The following is a 15897-nucleotide window of genomic DNA, read 5'->3' on the forward strand; positions in this document are numbered from 1 at the left end:
TTTCTAATCTTTCATACCAGTATTGGCAATTCCTCTAACAAGCGCACGTTGGAAGAAAAGGAACACAATAATACTTGGTATTGTTGCAGTCAAAGTTCCTGCCATCAAATAATTCCAAGAGGTTCCGTAACGCCCTACGAAAGATGCTAAACCAATCTGAATTGTACGAGTTTCATCCGTATTCGTAACCAATAATGGCCAAAGAAAATCATTCCACGCAAAGAGAAAACTAAAAATACCAAGCGTCGCAAACGCTGGGGACGACAATGGAACGATTACTTTGAAGAATATTCCAAACCTGCCACAACCGTCAATGCGCGCTGCCTCATCAAGCTCTCGAGGAATTGTTGCAAAATATTGGCGAAGTAAAATAATGCCAAACACATCTGCAAGTCTAGGAACAATCAAAGCATACAGCGTATCGACCCATCCCAAATTAGCGACTATCTCATAAGACGGAATAACAATCACAAAATTAGGAATCATCAATGCAGAAAGCAGCAGAATGAATATTGTTTTCTTCAAAGGAAATTCTAATCGCGCAAAAGCGTAGGCGGCAAAGGCATCCAATATTAAATGTCCTACAACAATTCCTACCGTCATCAATAGCGTATTCCAATAATATTGCGCAAACGGCGCCGCTTGCCAAGCGTGAATATAGTTTTCCCAATGCCATGATGTAGGAAAAATTGAAGTATTCGTGTATGTTTCAGCACGCATTTGCAAAGAAGTAGTGAACATCCACAAAAATGGAATGATTACTGTTGCTGAACCTAAAATCAGAATCGCATGACGCGCCAAACGCGACCATAATGATGACTTCATTATTCTTCTCCTTGTGCTCCAGAAACTTTCCATTGAATCATCGTCACGCCTAGCACTAGCGCAAGAGTAATGAACGCTATTGCTGTTCCATAGCCAAAATCACCGAGCTTGAACGCATCACGATACATCATCATGCCAAGCACTTCCGTGCCTCCGCGAGGACCGCCACCAGTGAGCATGTATGCAAGGTCGAAGGATTGGAAGCTCGTTACTAATGCCTGAACTACTACAAAAAACGTCATTGGAGATAGCAATGGGAAAGTAATCTTCCATAATTTTTGCCACCCAGTAGCTCCATCTAATGCAGCCGCTTCATACACGCTTTTTGGCAATGCTTGTAACGCAGTTAAATACAAAATAGCGTTAAAACCAATATTTTTCCACACGGTCAAAAGAATTAATGCAATAAGCGCAAGCCAGCGATTTTGTAACCAATCTGGTCCGTGTATATTGAATTTCATCAACACACTGTTCACGAATCCAGAAGGATCGAGCATATATTTCCACACAATGGCTGCAGCCACAGAAGATGTAACCACTGGAAGGAAGTAAATACTACGATAAATACTCCTACCTCGTATAGGCGCATCAAGCAAAAGCGCGAGCAACAATCCAGTCAGCACACTTAATACACATACACCAGCAGCATAAATAACCGTTACCATTAAGCTGTTGAAAAACTCAGGATCTTGGAAAAGACGAACATAGTTTCCCAAGCCAATAAATTTCTTCTCTGGAGAGAATCCATCCCACGATGTTAGTGAAATATATACAGCAGACAACACAGGGTACAGCACGAAACCACCAATAATAAGCACTGCTGGCAACAAGAATACCGCAGCACATATTACTTGATCTTTCTGGTAGTTCCTGTGCGCAGACTTGAGAAAATGACGTTTTTTCATTACATACTCCTTGATGCAAAGAACCCCGATAGCTGAGTCAACTTCATTGCCTTTAACCCAGCTATCGGCGCAGTATTTATGCAATCAGCCTTTGGCAATCACGTCGTTCACTGCCTTTTCAGCATTCGCAAGCGCTTCGTCAACACTCTGCTCTCCAGCGAAAGCCTTCTCCACAGCCTTTGCAAATTCAAAGGAAATCTTTGGATACAATGGCGTATTTGGACGTGTATGAGCAATCTCCATTTGTTCCACAAACGGAATTAAACGAGGCTGTTCCTTCTTAACCCAATCCAAATACTTATCAGACTTTGCAACACTCTTCGTTACAGGAAGCATGCCAGTCTTTTGCGACCACTTGATCACCTGTTCTGGCTGCAAGAACCAGTTCAAGAATTCGCCAGCAGCCTTGGCACGAGCGTCAGAATTATGGAAGACGATTGCTTGTTCACCACCGAGATTAGTCGCTTCCTTGCCATCCTTTGGATGAGGAGCTTTCGCTACACCGAAATCAAATGGTGGATCTGGCGCCCAGATGCCAACCATCCAGCTACCTTCCTGAGCAGAACCACCCTTGCCCTTTTCAAATTCGCCCCACTTAGCATATGGGCTCACTCCGCTCTTTATAAGATCCATCCAGAAGTTCATAGCCTTCTTGCCTTCTGGCGTATTGAATGCAGCCTTAGAATTATCCTTCGTCAAGAATTCGCCGCCAGCTTGCCACAAGTTGACCTGGAAGTTCCAAGTTAAACCTTCTCCGTTATCTCCTGCTTGAGTAAGCAAATCATACCCTGGCTTGCCAGTCTTTTCCTTGATCGTCTTTGCAACTTTCTTCAACTCATCCCATGTTTGTGGTGGTTTGTTAGGATCTAACCCAGCTTCTTTATAAACGTCCTTGTTGTACATGTACGCAAGATTATTGGCAGTAACTGGCACAGAAACTTGTTTGCCGTCAATATGACCATAGTCAATCAATGCAGGAGTCACATCATCGAGCGTTTTCGAGCTGATAACCTTAGAAAGATCAGTCAAATTGCCCATTTTTGCAATCTGTGGCACCCATACCAAATCACTTATAGAAATATCTGGCAAGCTCTTCGACGAAGCGGATGCACGAAGCTTCGTCATAAAATCAGAGTTCGGGACGCTCGCAGTCTTAATCTTAATATTTTTATGCGAAGCATTAAAATCCTTCACCATTGCATCAAAGGTATCGGCATTAGCGCCATCCCAATAATGCCAAATGGTAAGCTGTGTTGAGCCATTAGCGTCGGATGATTTTGCACTACCACACGCACCTGCGCTAATAATCATTGCAGCAGCACCGATTAATGCACATATTTTTGTAAGTTTCTTCATTGTAACCTTCTTTTTATCTGCATATGTTAACTTGCACTCATTTTGCATTTAGAAAATGAGTGACGAACTATTCTCTAAAGCATCAGAAAACAAACTAGTAATTTTTTTATTCTTTGTTGTATGACTACATAACAAGCAAACAGTTTTTTAATTGCCGCAAACACTGGCTCATATAAATCTACATGTCATGTTCACACAGACACCAAATCAAAAATGCACGCTTGTTTCTACCTCCTCCCCTCCAACTCCGAAGACATTATCTTTAGATACCCACTGTTTGTCATCAAGCAATGACTTAAATTGGAACTTTTTACCTTTAGGTATTCTTTCCATTTCAGTCTCCTTTGAACTGCAATGCTAAACTCTTGTAAATCAATTTACTACATTGTTAAACAGACGTCAATCCCTTAAAATAATTACACGTTATCTACTTGCCACGCTTGCAAACGCTTCGCGATGCAATGGGCAAACTCTCCAGCTTCCTCTCCTACTATCGCCAGTAGTTATATATCTTGTTTGCAAACCGCAGCACTACAAGTCACAGTACAAACAACAAAGCGCAAAAGTAAATACATTTCGGAGTAGTTAAGGGTATTTCGGAGTATTTCGGAGTAAAACACCGCAATAAACACAAAGAAAACCCAACAAAGCTATACGAGAGTAGGGCTCAGCACACTTCGGAGTAGTTCGGAGTAGTTAAGGGTGTTTCGGAGTAAAACAACAATGTACTTAATAGCGCGCTATAAATACTCTTAATTTACTCATATGGCATTCCAGTCAAATCCTTGAAAGAATAACACTCTCTATATCCTTCTTTTGATATAGTAATCACAAGAATTATTCGTATAAAAATCGCGCAGTAATGCTTCGATATTTAAGGCGGAACAATGGAAGAGTGCAAGATTGAAGAGATTAAAGACCTGAAAGAAGGTCAGTATTTTGATCGTAAAAGTGCTCGCATAAAGCCTAAAGATATACTAAAACACGTCATTGCCTTTGCCAACGCAGACGGAGGCACATTAGCCATAGGCATCGAGGATAATGGCAAATTATCTGGCACAAATTATACGGAGGCACATTCTTTAGACGAATACGAACTAGCAATCCAACAAGATATCATTGGTCAGCCTTCAATCGATTACAGTAAGTTAGACTATGAATCCGAAGATGGCAAAAATGCATTATTTATCATTCATATCGATTGTTCAAAGAATAGACTTATTAAAAATCGAAGTGAAGAAGTTTATTTAAGAATTGGAGATAAAAGCGTCAAACAAAATTACTCTCAAATTAAGCAATTAGAGTATGCTAAAGGTGAAAGATTATTCGAGGATAATCTAATTCCAGATGCTAACCTGGCAGATCTTGATGAACAACTGTTGAATGAATATAAAAAACAACTTAATTGCGAACATTTACCCAATCAGCAAGTATTAGAAGCTCGCGGATTTATGCATCAAGGTCAACTAACTACCGCATCAATTCTAATGTTTGGCAAAAATCCAAGCTATTATTTCCCACAAGCTCGTCTGAGATTCTTGCGATATGAAGGAACCCACCGTGAGACTGGCGCACGAATGAATATTGTTAAAGATCAAACCTTTGACGGACCGATTCCAACAATTATTCGCCAATCACAAACAGCTATACGAGCGCAATTGCGCGAATTTGAATATCTTGGAAACGATGGAAGATTCAAAGTCGTACCAGAATATCCAGAATTTGCCTGGTTTGAAGGAATTGTTAACGCCGTAGCACATCGCGATTATTCATTAAGAGGCGATTACATTCGCGTCAGCATGTTTGACGATCGATTCGAGATATTCAGTCCTGGTTCCTTGCCAGATATTGTAACATTAGAGAATATGCGGCATACGCGATACGCTAGGAATCCTCGTATTGCTCGCGCGTTAGTTAACTTCGGCTGGGTTCGAGAACTCAATGAAGGAATTAATAGAATTTATGAGGAAATGGCGGAATTTTATCTCAATGATCCTCAATACAGCCAGCCAAATCCTTACTCTTTATTGCTGACGTTAGAAAATAACTATGCTTCGCGTCAAATGCGTATGGACGATCATATAAATGAGTTAGAGGAAAAACTAAATAATGGCGAGTTCAATGCGAATGAGCGAAAAATTCTCGCATATTCATATAGCAATGATCGAGTTACCGTAAAAACAGCTGCAAATCTTATTAATATGAGCGACACTACCGCCAGAAAAATATTACAGGGGCTTGCTAGCAAACAAGCCCTTGTATGGCATGGCAACTCAAAACGTGACCCTAAGCAATATTATGCGCGCATAAAAGATTAGATTAAGCACAAAGCAAACAGTTAAGAGTAGTTAAGGGTATTTCGGAGTACTTCGGAGTAGTTCGGAGTAAAACACAGTAACAAACACAGCAAAAACCCAACAAAGCTATACAATAGTAAGGCTCAGCACAGTTAAGAGTAGTTAAGAGTAGTTAAGAGTAAAACACAGTAACAAACACAGCAAAAAACACTCATCTCACTCACAGTCCAGAAAAAGGTGTATATCAAGAGGCATATATCATTCAGAATATGAAAGACATCCATAACATGAAAGAAAAAAAAAGAGAAGGAAATGAACGCTGCGGCACGAATTCGCACGACTCTTATTATTGCCGTTTTATCGCTTAATGCTTTTCTTATAACAAGCTGTAGATTTGGCGTAAGTCTATATCTTTTAATACATGTCGACTTATCTCACGCAGCGCTTAACGCAGTGTCCGTAGCACTTATGACCTGCATAGCAGCACCGCTTGGCGGCATTATTGCAGATAAATATCCACCAACTAGATTGTTTATAGCGCTAACGTTTTGTTTTGCCTTGTTGTGTACTGGATACGGTTTCGCTTTAGTAGCACAGCATAATCTTATTGCTATTATGGTTACACTACTCGGCATAATATTCGGATTCTTTACTGCATTTTCTTCGCCTAATCAAAAAGTATTAATGGCATATAGCGTACCAACTGGCGAAAAAACCAAATTTTTAGCAAGCATGCGTATGTGGATTAATCTCAGCAGGCTTGCTGCACCAGCGATTACTGGCATATTTGTTGATATATGTAATCCGCTCATTTTCTTTACGAGCATTGCTATTGTGATGATATTAGCGGCGCTACCTCTACTGTTAGTTAATCTAAACCAGCAAGCACAAAATAGCGCAAACAATACGAAAACAGGAAGCAATAAAACTGCTGGTTTTGCAGCTTCTCTACACTATATGAAATCTACACCATGGTTAATAGTCTTAGGAGTAGTATCAGCATTACAATCTGGATCATGGCTTGCTGCATTCAGACTAATGGGAGCACACCATTGTCTCACGCTTTTTCATTCGGCATCCACGTGGGGTTCAATAGTCAGCATATTTAACATTGGCATGATTGTAGGTTCGCTATTATGCAAATATATTGTGCTACATTATGAGATTTTATACTCTATTTTATTACCTGGATTCCTTTCTATTCCTTTACTTATTTTCGCACTTAATAATTGGATTGCTCTTTTTCTTTGCTCTGCTTTCATTGCAGGTATTATTTTTGACGCCACTATTGTCTATGGGCAAACAGCTCTTCTCGACGGCATACCAACACGCATTCTCGGCGCTACTACTACTTTTACTTCTATTATGGAGCAATGCGGCATTATCGTGGGGTATGCAAGCGTACTAGCATGGGGAAATCTAAATTCATCATTATTCATAATGATTGCAGCTGGCGTAATACTTGTTTCAACAGGTATAGCCTTATGGATTATTCAAACTCGTAGACGAACATACCCATCAATGCTTACCAAAGATTATTGGACACCATCAACATGGGTAAAAAGAAGCATATAACAAGCTATTTAGTGCAAAAACGCAATAAAGCCATACAAATGCACATGGCATTCTTCACTCATCATCGCCAAGCCTCAACCATATTGCATTAAGTTACTAAGATTTGAGCGAACTTATTCGCTGCGGAGTAACCCCCATAAGCTCTCAGCGCCTACCTTTATAAGATTCCCTTTGTAAGGGTTTTCCTAGACAAGATATTCATCATACAAATTCAAGTACTATTATTACTTAAATAATGCTTTTCTAAAGGAGCAGTATGATAGCAAAGCATATTACTGTTGGCATTGTCGACGATGATTGTTTTTGTCTACACGGCCTAAAAACATATATTGAACAGGTTGTTCCGTCCTGCAATATTTGCTGGTTGTCAACATGTGCCGATCAAGCAATTCAGTTTTGTCAAAATCAATGCCCAGACGTGCTGCTAATTGACATGTATATGTCTGGGGTCTCGGGAATTAAAATATTATACGAATTGCGAAGAAGACATTCATTCCCAATAATAATTGCTATAACTTCATTTCCTATCAACGATTATGCATTAAAAGCATCGGCAGCAGGCGCGCAAGGCATTGTTGGGAAAAACCACCCAGAAACTATTTGCGCCATGCTCAGCAGTATTATCCAGGGAGCGTTCAAGCCGCAAATAATAGGTGATATTCATTTTGACGACACGATGACAGCATTTCAACGTTTGCAAAATAAGCCAAAAAAGGGACGCCTTGCTTTAACGGATCATGAGACTGAAATTGTAAAGTTGTGCAGTAAAGGCATGACCAATGCGCAAATCGCTAAACGTTTATTTGTTGAAACTTGTACTGTGGAAACTATCCTTCGTCGCGTGTTCAAAAAGTTGAATGTGACGAATCGTTCACAACTTATTACCACATGGCTGCATGATGAATATTTAGGAAATGATACACAATGATTATTTTCTTAATGCGTCGTTTGCGAGAAAAGCTTATTGACAATAAAACATTTTTACTATTGGGATGTTTGTCGAGCGCAATGGATGCATATATTTACTCAAATAGCGACAATAGCACAATACAACTTGTTATAGTTTACATGATTCTTGCTGCTATGAATCTGTTCCTTTGCTTGCTCCCGCATTTTATGAGCATGTGCTATATTTTTGTGCACCTCAGCATTCTTGTTATTCCTAGTCTGAATCTTCCACCAGTAACTTTCGGGCTCATCATATCATTTGTTTTTATTTCATATTTATATCCGATTCAATTTACACTACCTTTATTCTTAGTACTAGATGCATTACACTACGTTGCATACCGATACCTATCAACTTTGTCTTTCAAGTATCTTATTGCTTACCTTTTAATAAATATATTTTGCGTTTGCACTGGTATTATTTTGCGCATTTATCACCAAAAAATGGTTCTTTATGAAAAAGACAAGCAAACAATTAATAATCTTAATTTGGCTGTGCGAATGCACGATAAATTAACTAATAAGATTGCAGATATTGCACTACAAAGTAAAATAGCATTACTTGACAAGTCTATTTCTAAAAAGCAACGAGAAGCTATTGAAGAAATAAATGATTTGGCAGATCAGGCTTTTGAAGAAGGTCATAATATTATCGACATTCTACGTGGAAATACTGCTAAGCATGATGCTCGAAGCGAGTTCATTCAGCGCATTGAAGATACGCTACAAATGAACGATTCAATCAATGAATCATGTGGATTAAAAGGAAGATCCATATGCAATATATCTAGTAACGATATTCCTGAAGACATTAGAGATGAAATCATCTGTGAAGTTATTGAATTAATCGAAGAGCTATATTTGAACATGCGAAAATATGCTTCTTTAGTTTATTACATCAGAATTTCGATACGCGAAAAACAAATTGTTATAAAACAGTTCAATGTTCGATTTTTGGGCGGGAAAAGTAAAGATGCAATTCGCTCAGTATCTCAAAAAGGACTTCTGCTTCATCGCGATACCATAAAGCATTTAGGCGGTTCACTCTATTTTCGAGCCTTTGGTAAGTATTGGGAATGTAATGCAGTTATTCCTTTCAAAAATGAACATAACTGTATAGATAGTATGGCTTACTGATTCAGTTTAAAAGATTAATGAATCTTAAGCAGTTTTAGATAGTAATTATTTGTAAAGGTTTTCCTAGACAAGATATTGTTTACCTTTTAGCACGCCATTAATTTATAAGTTGTAAAGGTTTGATATACACAATTATTTTCTTGTATTAGAAAGAGAAGAATATGAGTAATTTAGAAGATACAAAAGCACAAATTCCATCCGTATTTTGGACAATAGCCAATGGTGTATTTCTTGCTAGCGGAATTGCGCTGATTGTAATGCGTAATGATTATCTATGGGGAGTGCCTCAAATTATCGCTGGATTATTTGGCCTTGCAACCATGTTTCTCATTAAAAAACCGTGGTGCGCGCAACTATATTTTATCGTATCCTCACTAGCTGTAATAGCAAATGGGCTTATGGAAATATTCGGCATAATCCACGGATCTGGATACGGTTATGTTCCGCTGATTATTGGTATAATTGTGCTTCTATTTATAGGCCTTGATAAGGATGAAAGTTCAAAAGCTCTTGGCATAGCCAAAAATAAGTAAAAGCATTAGACTGCGAATTTTAATATAAAAACATATCACAATTTTCAAAGGTCAAGCTGTAGCCATGTATCCTACGGCTTGGCCTTTGACTATTTATCTGTTAATGATTTATTTTGCATAGAGTTTATACGTTACTGAACAATTTATTTGCACATAATCTCAACCATATCGCATTAAGTTACTAAGCTTTAAGCGAACTTATTCGCTGCGGAGTAACCCCAGTAAGCTCTGCAACATCACGAACCGTCAATCCCTGATTCCTTAGTAGGTGAACCGTTTCACGCATAAGCATAGACGCTTCTTCTTGAGTTTTTATAGCTGCAGATTTTGCATCTAGCATGCGCTGAAGCATAAGCTCATCTTGCTCACTAAGTTTCGGAGTTACTTTCACGCCATTGACTTCAACATTTAAAGTTGCAGCAGCGTCTTTTACCATTGCTGCAACCTGATCAAGCCTACGTACTTGAGTAAATAATCCTGGTATTTCTGACACTTCTATAACCCACCAGCCATCGCATCTGCGAGCTATAGCGGTCACCATTTGTAAACAAGTCGTTGCATTATCATGCTCAGTAGCACTCATTGATTAAGTCTTTTCTCCAACTCTTTTCGCTTCAAACATATAAGTATATGCCTATTTATCAATTCAATAAATAGGCATTGCATACAAAATCAGCACAATAAAGCTATAAATGCAATTACATCACAGGACAATTAGTTTGCACATCCTGTTGGAATCCTGACGGATCTCCTAGTTTTGCTTTACGCATGTGCTCTTTGAAAAAGTTTCGCGTTGCATCATCACAACGGTCTGGACCCATAAACGGCATACTAGGCACTTTTTCAAGCTCATGCAAAGCTTTACTTGCCGCTTGTTCATCACTAGCATACGTGTCTAACCATTGCCGCTCCCAAGCACACTGATAATAATTAGATGCTTGCGTATCACCATATCCACTCTGGAACTGACCGTCTTTTTCTTCTCCAACCAAGTTTGCAGGAGCTTTATATTTTTCAGGCCAACTAAGCTTTGCCACAGATTCCTGATATTCCTTCTCTATATGAGCAAAATCAACAGTCTCTCTCGGCGAACTATTTTGCGAGCGCGCACCACCCACACCACTCGCATTATTGTTGCCTATTCCTCCACACGCATTAAACATAAGAAGCGCACTAAGCACACCAACAATAAGAGTTGCTTTACCAATAGTATGATTATTCATTATTCCTTCTTTCTTATTTTTTGAAAATTAACGCAATGCTAATGCTGGTTGTAAACGTGATGCTTTTATTGCCGGCACCACACTTCCAGCAAGCGCTGTAATAAAAGCCGCAATAACAGCTCCAATAGCGGCTTCATATGGGTAAACTGGCGGACTAACTGGGCTTGCTGCATCCCAAAAACTTGATGCTATAGACACAAGGCCAAAAGAAACAGCGACAGCAGCAATCGAAACTATCAGCGCTAAAATAATCGCACTGCCTAACACGAGTGAAGCAATCGACCATCTAGTAGCACCCAAGGCTCTGCGTATAAGCAGTTCATGCGTGCGCTGCTCCAACGATGCTAAACCAATATTGATTAAACCTAGCGCGGAAACAAAAAGCAATAATGCTGCTACGATAGCAAAACTTAATTGCAATACTGTTATAACATTCTCGTAATCATCACTATTATCATGTCTTCTAATTTCGTTTACTTGCCCACCACAACAGTCGTAAAGAGCATCTGAAACATAAGATTTAATTGATTTTTGAGAACGATTTTCTTTATTCAACCAGTAGATTGAGCCTTGAGCTTCTTTTCCAGAATATTCCCAAAGAGTTGGAGCATAACGTAATAATCCTAGAATATTCACGTATACTTTCGCTGAGTCTACGCCATCGTTCACAACTCCAACAATCCTTATAGAACTCATTTGTGTTGTTTTGCGAGAAGTAATAAATGCTACTTCACCAATCTTGTATCTTTTGCTAGCAGATTGGTTTACTACCATTTCTAATGCGTTGCTTTTAGCGCTATTACTAAACCATCTTCCACTTACAATAGGTAAGTTATAAACTTTGTTGTATCCTGCCGTAGTGTAAACAGCGTCAACATATTGAAGATTGCTGGTCTTATCTTCTTTGCTTATTTTTACGCTATTCGAGGCTGGCATAGAAGCGCTAAACAGTAGTCCAGTGTTTGGTTGTAGCATAACGTTAGCGTTACGGTTTGCGGATTCAATGCGATTTAAGAATTTGTTAAATACTGAATATTCGTCAAAATTTTGTGCTGAAAAAGTAATCTCGTATGTTGGTCTACGACCGTTTAGCTGTTCGTTAGTTGCAATAAGATAGTCCTTACCAACCGTGCCGATAAGCACTGACGCAATAACGGCAATGATGCCGATAAACATTGAAAAACCTGTGAGGAAGGATCTCATAGGAGACAGGCGCAAATCTTTAAGCAGCATGATCATAAAGAACACCGCCTTCCATAGTAAAAATGTGAGAGCAAGAACGAGCCACTTTCATATCATGAGTGACTAATAGTAATGTTGTTCCAGATTCTTGAACACGATCATGCAACACTTGAAGCACTTTTTCTCCCGTACTACTATCGAGCGCACCAGTTGGCTCATCGCAAATAAGTAATTCGGGATTAGTGACGAGAGCACGCGCTATCGCAACTCTCTGCTGTTCACCGCCTGATAGCCTTCCAGGGTATTCGTTTAGTTTATCTTGCAATCCAACATCACATAATGCTTCTTCTATCGTTTTTCTTCTTGTCTGCTTGCTTTGTTGTAGTCCTGCGTATAAAAGCGGTAACTCAACATTTTCTCTAATACTTAAATGCTTAATGAGAGAATAGTTTTGAAAAACAAAACCAATATTTCGAGCGCGCATATGCGATACTGTACTATCACTACACTTTTGGATTGACTTGCCAGAATAATAGTATTTTCCAGTAAAATTTTTATTCAAAAATCCAATAATAGAAATAAGACTCGTTTTGCCAGATCCAGACCTGCCAACTACCGCGTATGTTTCACCTTGATTAAGTAGCATAGAAACAGAGTTGACAGTGGTAAGCCATTCGCCATTGCCTAGTTTTACACGCGCTGACACATCTTGTAGTTCAACCAGTGGAACAGGATTGTTCTCCATAATCATTGCACTCCTGGAATGAGATCAGGAGAAACACCTGCTACGACATCCCCCTCATGCAAGCCAGACGTAATTTCAATATTAGCGCCGTCACTGATTCCAAGACCAACTTCTTTATGCTCCCAATTATCGCCTTTCTTGTATGAGACTAAGCCTTTTTGAACTCTTCCAGCAACCGCGCTAACGGGCAGTGTTAGAACTGATTGTTTATGCTTGCCATTAAAAACAAGCGTCGCATTTTGACCTGATTCTACTTCTGCGCTTTTATCTATTAAACACGTTAAAACTTTTGACGATACACTGGGTGCATTTTGCGAACTCGACTCATCTGTTTGAGTCGAATCAGCGCTATCATTCTTGCTACTACCTGAGGCTGCAATATCGGTAGAAGTTCCACCGCTTTGTACTATTTGCAAACAATTGGTTGGTCCAACACCGTCTTCAACTTGGAAGCGACCTTTAACATCTGCAATATCCGCAGAACGAAGTAAAGCTTTTGCATTAAGGCTTATTGAAAAACCTTCATATTTAAGAGTGAATAGTGGGAAAGATTTAGGCACGTCCGCAGATGATTCAGCTACTGACACAACTTTAGCGTCTACGGGAGCAATAATTTTGTTACCAGCATTGTAGCCTAGAACACTTCCAGCTTTTACAGCACTTCCTGCTTTTACCGATGGAGAAAAATTCCCTCTACTTACAGCAGTGATAACAAAGGTAGATGATTGTTCTATTGCTGCTTTACCCGACACAACTTGTGTTAAAGGCTGTTTTTTGACTGAAACAAGTGGAACTGAATCATGTGATGCCTGCTGTTGACTATTATCAACTGCTCTACCAGAGCATGCAGTAAGCAAACACACTGGCAGAGCAGCAAGCAAGAGTACTTTCGTAAACTTACGCATAACACAAATCTCCTTACTCGCCAAACTCGTAGACACATAGTATGCGTCGAAACAAGCCTCTCAAACTGATCCAAAATAAAGTGCTTGATAATGCTACAATTAATGCTTTTATGATTGACACTTTATTGAGGATTTCAGCTTTTGCTTAATAGCCTATAATCGCCGTAAAGAGTTTGCATCACACTAAATGATGATTTTATTTATGATTCTTGGAGCTTGCATAATACCAGAGAATGATTTATTTTGCATAGAGTTTATACACTACTGAGCGACTTACTTGCGCATAGCCTCAACCACATTGCTTTGAATCACTAAGCTTTTAGCGAACTTATTCGCTGCGGAGTAACCCCTGTAAGCTCTGCAACATCACGAACCGTCAATCCCTGATTCCTTAGTATACGAACTGTTTCACGCATAAGCATAGATGCTTCTTCTTGAGTTTTTATAGCTGCAGATTTTGCATCTAGCATGCGCTGACGCTTTGACTCATCTTCAAATCTTCTAGATTTTGTTAATAAAGACGAAGTCAACGCATCAGCGCTATCAAGTTATCAAGCTATCAAACCATCTACCTCAATGCTCTATGAGCCTGATTAAAGAATTCATACTCGTAAATGCACGAAGTCATATATGCTTGAGCAGCAAGAATTCGAGCCTTTGGTCCAGCTTCTTCAAAAGCTCTCTCAACAAATTTAACTGCCATTCTTACTCCTGACTCAAAATCATGAGAAGAATACATTGAAATCCAATCATAATATGGGTTTTCAGGAGTATTATTTTTGACTAAAATTTGCCCCACTTCTTCATAAAGCCAATAGCATGGCAATAGAGACGCAGCTCCAATCACATAGTCTTCTGCCATTGTAGAAGCAAGTAAGTGATTTACGTAAGCTAACGTTACTGGCGAGCAAGGCGCATCAATGCTTATATTTCTGCTTCCAAGCCAATCTCTGTGCAACTGCGATTCTGCTTCTATACACATAGCTGCGCCCGTAGCCCAATGCACTCTAGCCTCATTATCTGGCGTTTTAGCTCCAACAGCAGCTAGCGCGCGCGAGTAACGCTTCAAGTATTCGGAATCTTGACTTATGTAGAAAGCAAACAAGTCGGAGTCAAGCGTTCCATTACCTAAAGCCTTAATAAATGGCATTTTCATAATGTTGTTATCAACATCTGCACTAGCATCCCATAAAGCTTGAGTCCAAGGACCACAAGGCTCCACGTTTGGCTTTCTAGCCTTGCTATGAGCTTTTACGACTACGCTTTGTGGAGTTAATCCGTCTAATCCATTAGTTTGCATATGCTCCCATGGAGTTGACGAAGAATCCAATTCCAAACGATAATTACGAGCCGCATGATTCACAGGCCCATGGCCTTTGCCAACATGCAAATCTTTACCGCAAGCAATAGCCTCATTAAGCCATCTTGACGACCATGCTAGAGCATCCGCTACTGTACTGTAATCGCTTAGCTTCTTGCCTTCTCGCAACGCTAATCCTATGCGCGTAGCGAGCGAGGAAGATAGCGAGCAGCCAGTGCCATGCGTTGTTGTTGTATCAACTCTAGGGCAAGGAACGTGCACTCTGTGACCATCTGGGAACACAACAGTATTACCAGCATCTTCGCTTGTTAAGTGACCGCCTTTAACAATAACAATAGTATTGTTTTTTGCACTCCACTCGCTTGCTTGAGCATAAGCTTCTTCAAAATTAGATGCAGGCTGTTTATCGCATAATACTGCGAGTTCAGGTATGTTTGGCGTAATAACATCCGCAAGAGGCGCAAACTCACGCATTGCATCTTCTGCAGACTTTTCAAGCAACCTATCTCCCGAAGTTGCTACCATCACTGGGTCTAACACAACAACAGGAACAGGATGATTCTTAAGCCAATCTTGAACTAGGCTAATATATGATTTGTCTCCAAGCATGCCGATTTTTACAGCATCAATAGTTACGTCATCAAATACTGCTTCTAGTTGCGCTTGCAAAAAGTCGGTTGGAGGAGTGTAAACTTCGCGCACACCGCAAGTGTTTTGAGCAACCAAATTAGTTGTTACACACATTGCGAATCCATGAGATGCTGTGATTGATTTTAGATCAGCTTGAATTCCAGCTCCGCCTGTTGGATCAGTTCCAGCAATGCTTAGCACTCGCGGAATAATTGGCTCTTCTAAAGATGGCAAGGAAGATGGCCTTAGGCTTGAATCATATAATTGAGAAATTGATTGCAAAGGTGCTTGAGTTTGCGAAAATTGATTATTCAT

At 39.7% G+C, this 15897-nt stretch carries 15 protein-coding genes and 1 pseudogene; 5 read left to right on the forward strand and 11 right to left on the reverse strand.

The genetic code is table 11. From position 1 onward, the window contains the following. Positions 1–3 precede the first annotated feature (3 nt). The 4 genes from HXT24_RS01040 to HXT24_RS01055 all read right to left on the reverse strand — a co-directional run bounded on the left by HXT24_RS01040 (position 4) and on the right by HXT24_RS01055 (position 3419). Positions 4–825, reverse strand: a complete 822-nt coding sequence (locus HXT24_RS01040) for a carbohydrate ABC transporter permease (RefSeq protein WP_422119462.1) — start codon at positions 823–825, stop codon at positions 4–6. After that, complete coding sequence (locus HXT24_RS01045; protein WP_422119463.1) at positions 825–1730, reverse strand: carbohydrate ABC transporter permease; 906 nt, start codon at positions 1728–1730, stop codon at positions 825–827. Before HXT24_RS01045 ends, HXT24_RS01040 begins: the two co-directional genes overlap by 1 nt. Before the next feature lie 84 nt (positions 1731–1814). Beyond that, positions 1815–3086, reverse strand: coding sequence for an ABC transporter substrate-binding protein (locus HXT24_RS01050; protein ID WP_004138403.1), 1272 nt, complete (start codon positions 3084–3086; stop codon positions 1815–1817). A 207-nt stretch (positions 3087–3293) separates the two neighbouring features. Continuing rightward, positions 3294–3419: a hypothetical protein gene (locus HXT24_RS01055; RefSeq protein WP_422119464.1), complete on the reverse strand. Its 126-nt coding sequence runs from the start codon at positions 3417–3419 to the stop codon at positions 3294–3296. Positions 3420–3973: 554 nt separating this feature from the next. On the opposite strand from HXT24_RS01055, the gene HXT24_RS01060 reads away from it, so the two are divergent. The 5 genes from HXT24_RS01060 to HXT24_RS01080 all read left to right on the forward strand — a co-directional run bounded on the left by HXT24_RS01060 (position 3974) and on the right by HXT24_RS01080 (position 9576). Beyond that, positions 3974–5404 (forward strand): ATP-binding protein, encoded by a 1431-nt coding sequence (locus tag HXT24_RS01060; RefSeq protein ID WP_422119465.1) that lies wholly within the window; start codon positions 3974–3976, stop codon positions 5402–5404. 291 nt (positions 5405–5695) lie between these two features. Continuing rightward, positions 5696–6958, forward strand: coding sequence for an MFS transporter (locus tag HXT24_RS01065; RefSeq protein ID WP_422119466.1), 1263 nt, complete (start codon positions 5696–5698; stop codon positions 6956–6958). 256 nt (positions 6959–7214) lie between these two features. Then, positions 7215–7886, forward strand: coding sequence for a response regulator transcription factor (locus HXT24_RS01070; protein ID WP_004124174.1), 672 nt, complete (start codon positions 7215–7217; stop codon positions 7884–7886). Beyond that, positions 7883–9043 carry a histidine kinase gene (locus HXT24_RS01075; protein WP_422119467.1) on the forward strand — a complete coding sequence of 387 codons (1161 nt, stop codon included), beginning with the start codon at positions 7883–7885 and terminating at the stop codon, positions 9041–9043. Before HXT24_RS01070 ends, HXT24_RS01075 begins: the two co-directional genes overlap by 4 nt. Positions 9044–9204: 161 nt before the next feature. After that, a complete protein-coding gene (locus tag HXT24_RS01080; protein ID WP_004112863.1) occupies positions 9205–9576 on the forward strand; it encodes a hypothetical protein in 372 nt (123 codons plus the stop codon). Between the two features lie 181 nt (positions 9577–9757). Here HXT24_RS01080 and HXT24_RS01085 read toward each other — a convergent pair whose 3' ends face one another. From HXT24_RS01085 to HXT24_RS01115, 7 genes and pseudogenes are all read right to left on the reverse strand, one after another. Then, complete coding sequence (locus tag HXT24_RS01085) at positions 9758–10159, reverse strand: XRE family transcriptional regulator (protein ID WP_415685973.1); 402 nt, start codon at positions 10157–10159, stop codon at positions 9758–9760. Positions 10160–10274: 115 nt separating this feature from the next. Further along, positions 10275–10799 (reverse strand): hypothetical protein, encoded by a 525-nt coding sequence (locus tag HXT24_RS01090; protein ID WP_020761634.1) that lies wholly within the window; start codon positions 10797–10799, stop codon positions 10275–10277. Between the two features lie 27 nt (positions 10800–10826). Next, positions 10827–12038 carry an ABC transporter permease gene (locus HXT24_RS01095; protein ID WP_422119468.1) on the reverse strand — a complete coding sequence of 404 codons (1212 nt, stop codon included), beginning with the start codon at positions 12036–12038 and terminating at the stop codon, positions 10827–10829. Further along, positions 12022–12732 (reverse strand): ABC transporter ATP-binding protein, encoded by a 711-nt coding sequence (locus tag HXT24_RS01100; protein ID WP_422119469.1) that lies wholly within the window; start codon positions 12730–12732, stop codon positions 12022–12024. The genes HXT24_RS01095 and HXT24_RS01100 overlap by 17 nt, the downstream gene beginning before the upstream one ends. Further along, positions 12729–13631, reverse strand: a complete 903-nt coding sequence (locus HXT24_RS01105) for an efflux RND transporter periplasmic adaptor subunit (protein ID WP_422119470.1) — start codon at positions 13629–13631, stop codon at positions 12729–12731. The genes HXT24_RS01100 and HXT24_RS01105 overlap by 4 nt, the downstream gene beginning before the upstream one ends. A gap of 311 nt (positions 13632–13942) precedes the next feature. Next, positions 13943–14125: pseudogene (locus tag HXT24_RS01110) on the reverse strand (XRE family transcriptional regulator); the annotation flags it as partial. Positions 14126–14199: 74 nt separating this feature from the next. Next, positions 14200–15897 (reverse strand): bifunctional hydroxymethylpyrimidine kinase/phosphomethylpyrimidine kinase, encoded by a 1698-nt coding sequence (locus tag HXT24_RS01115; RefSeq protein ID WP_422119471.1) that lies wholly within the window; start codon positions 15895–15897, stop codon positions 14200–14202.

The organism is Gardnerella sp. DNF00354 (genome assembly GCF_049262755.1).
Taxonomy (GTDB): Bacteria; Actinomycetota; Actinomycetes; order Actinomycetales; family Bifidobacteriaceae; genus Bifidobacterium; species Bifidobacterium vaginale.

Coding starts and splice junctions, on each gene's coding strand:
- HXT24_RS01040 (WP_422119462.1), bottom strand. CDS start 825: ATGAAGTCATCATTATGGTCGCGTTTGGCGCGTCATGCGATTCTGATT.
- HXT24_RS01105 (WP_422119470.1), bottom strand. CDS start 13,631: ATGCGTAAGTTTACGAAAGTACTCTTGCTTGCTGCTCTGCCAGTGTGT.
- HXT24_RS01060 (WP_422119465.1), top strand. CDS start 3,974: ATGGAAGAGTGCAAGATTGAAGAGATTAAAGACCTGAAAGAAGGTCAG.
- HXT24_RS01045 (WP_422119463.1), bottom strand. CDS start 1,730: ATGAAAAAACGTCATTTTCTCAAGTCTGCGCACAGGAACTACCAGAAA.
- HXT24_RS01055 (WP_422119464.1), bottom strand. CDS start 3,419: ATGGAAAGAATACCTAAAGGTAAAAAGTTCCAATTTAAGTCATTGCTT.
- HXT24_RS01070 (WP_004124174.1), top strand. CDS start 7,215: ATGATAGCAAAGCATATTACTGTTGGCATTGTCGACGATGATTGTTTT.
- HXT24_RS01100 (WP_422119469.1), bottom strand. CDS start 12,732: ATGATTATGGAGAACAATCCTGTTCCACTGGTTGAACTACAAGATGTG.
- HXT24_RS01065 (WP_422119466.1), top strand. CDS start 5,696: ATGAACGCTGCGGCACGAATTCGCACGACTCTTATTATTGCCGTTTTA.
- HXT24_RS01090 (WP_020761634.1), bottom strand. CDS start 10,799: ATGAATAATCATACTATTGGTAAAGCAACTCTTATTGTTGGTGTGCTT.
- HXT24_RS01075 (WP_422119467.1), top strand. CDS start 7,883: ATGATTATTTTCTTAATGCGTCGTTTGCGAGAAAAGCTTATTGACAAT.
- HXT24_RS01095 (WP_422119468.1), bottom strand. CDS start 12,038: ATGATCATGCTGCTTAAAGATTTGCGCCTGTCTCCTATGAGATCCTTC.
- HXT24_RS01115 (WP_422119471.1), bottom strand. CDS start 15,897: ATGAATAATCAATTTTCGCAAACTCAAGCACCTTTGCAATCAATTTCT.
- HXT24_RS01085 (WP_415685973.1), bottom strand. CDS start 10,159: ATGAGTGCTACTGAGCATGATAATGCAACGACTTGTTTACAAATGGTG.
- HXT24_RS01080 (WP_004112863.1), top strand. CDS start 9,205: ATGAGTAATTTAGAAGATACAAAAGCACAAATTCCATCCGTATTTTGG.
- HXT24_RS01050 (WP_004138403.1), bottom strand. CDS start 3,086: ATGAAGAAACTTACAAAAATATGTGCATTAATCGGTGCTGCTGCAATG.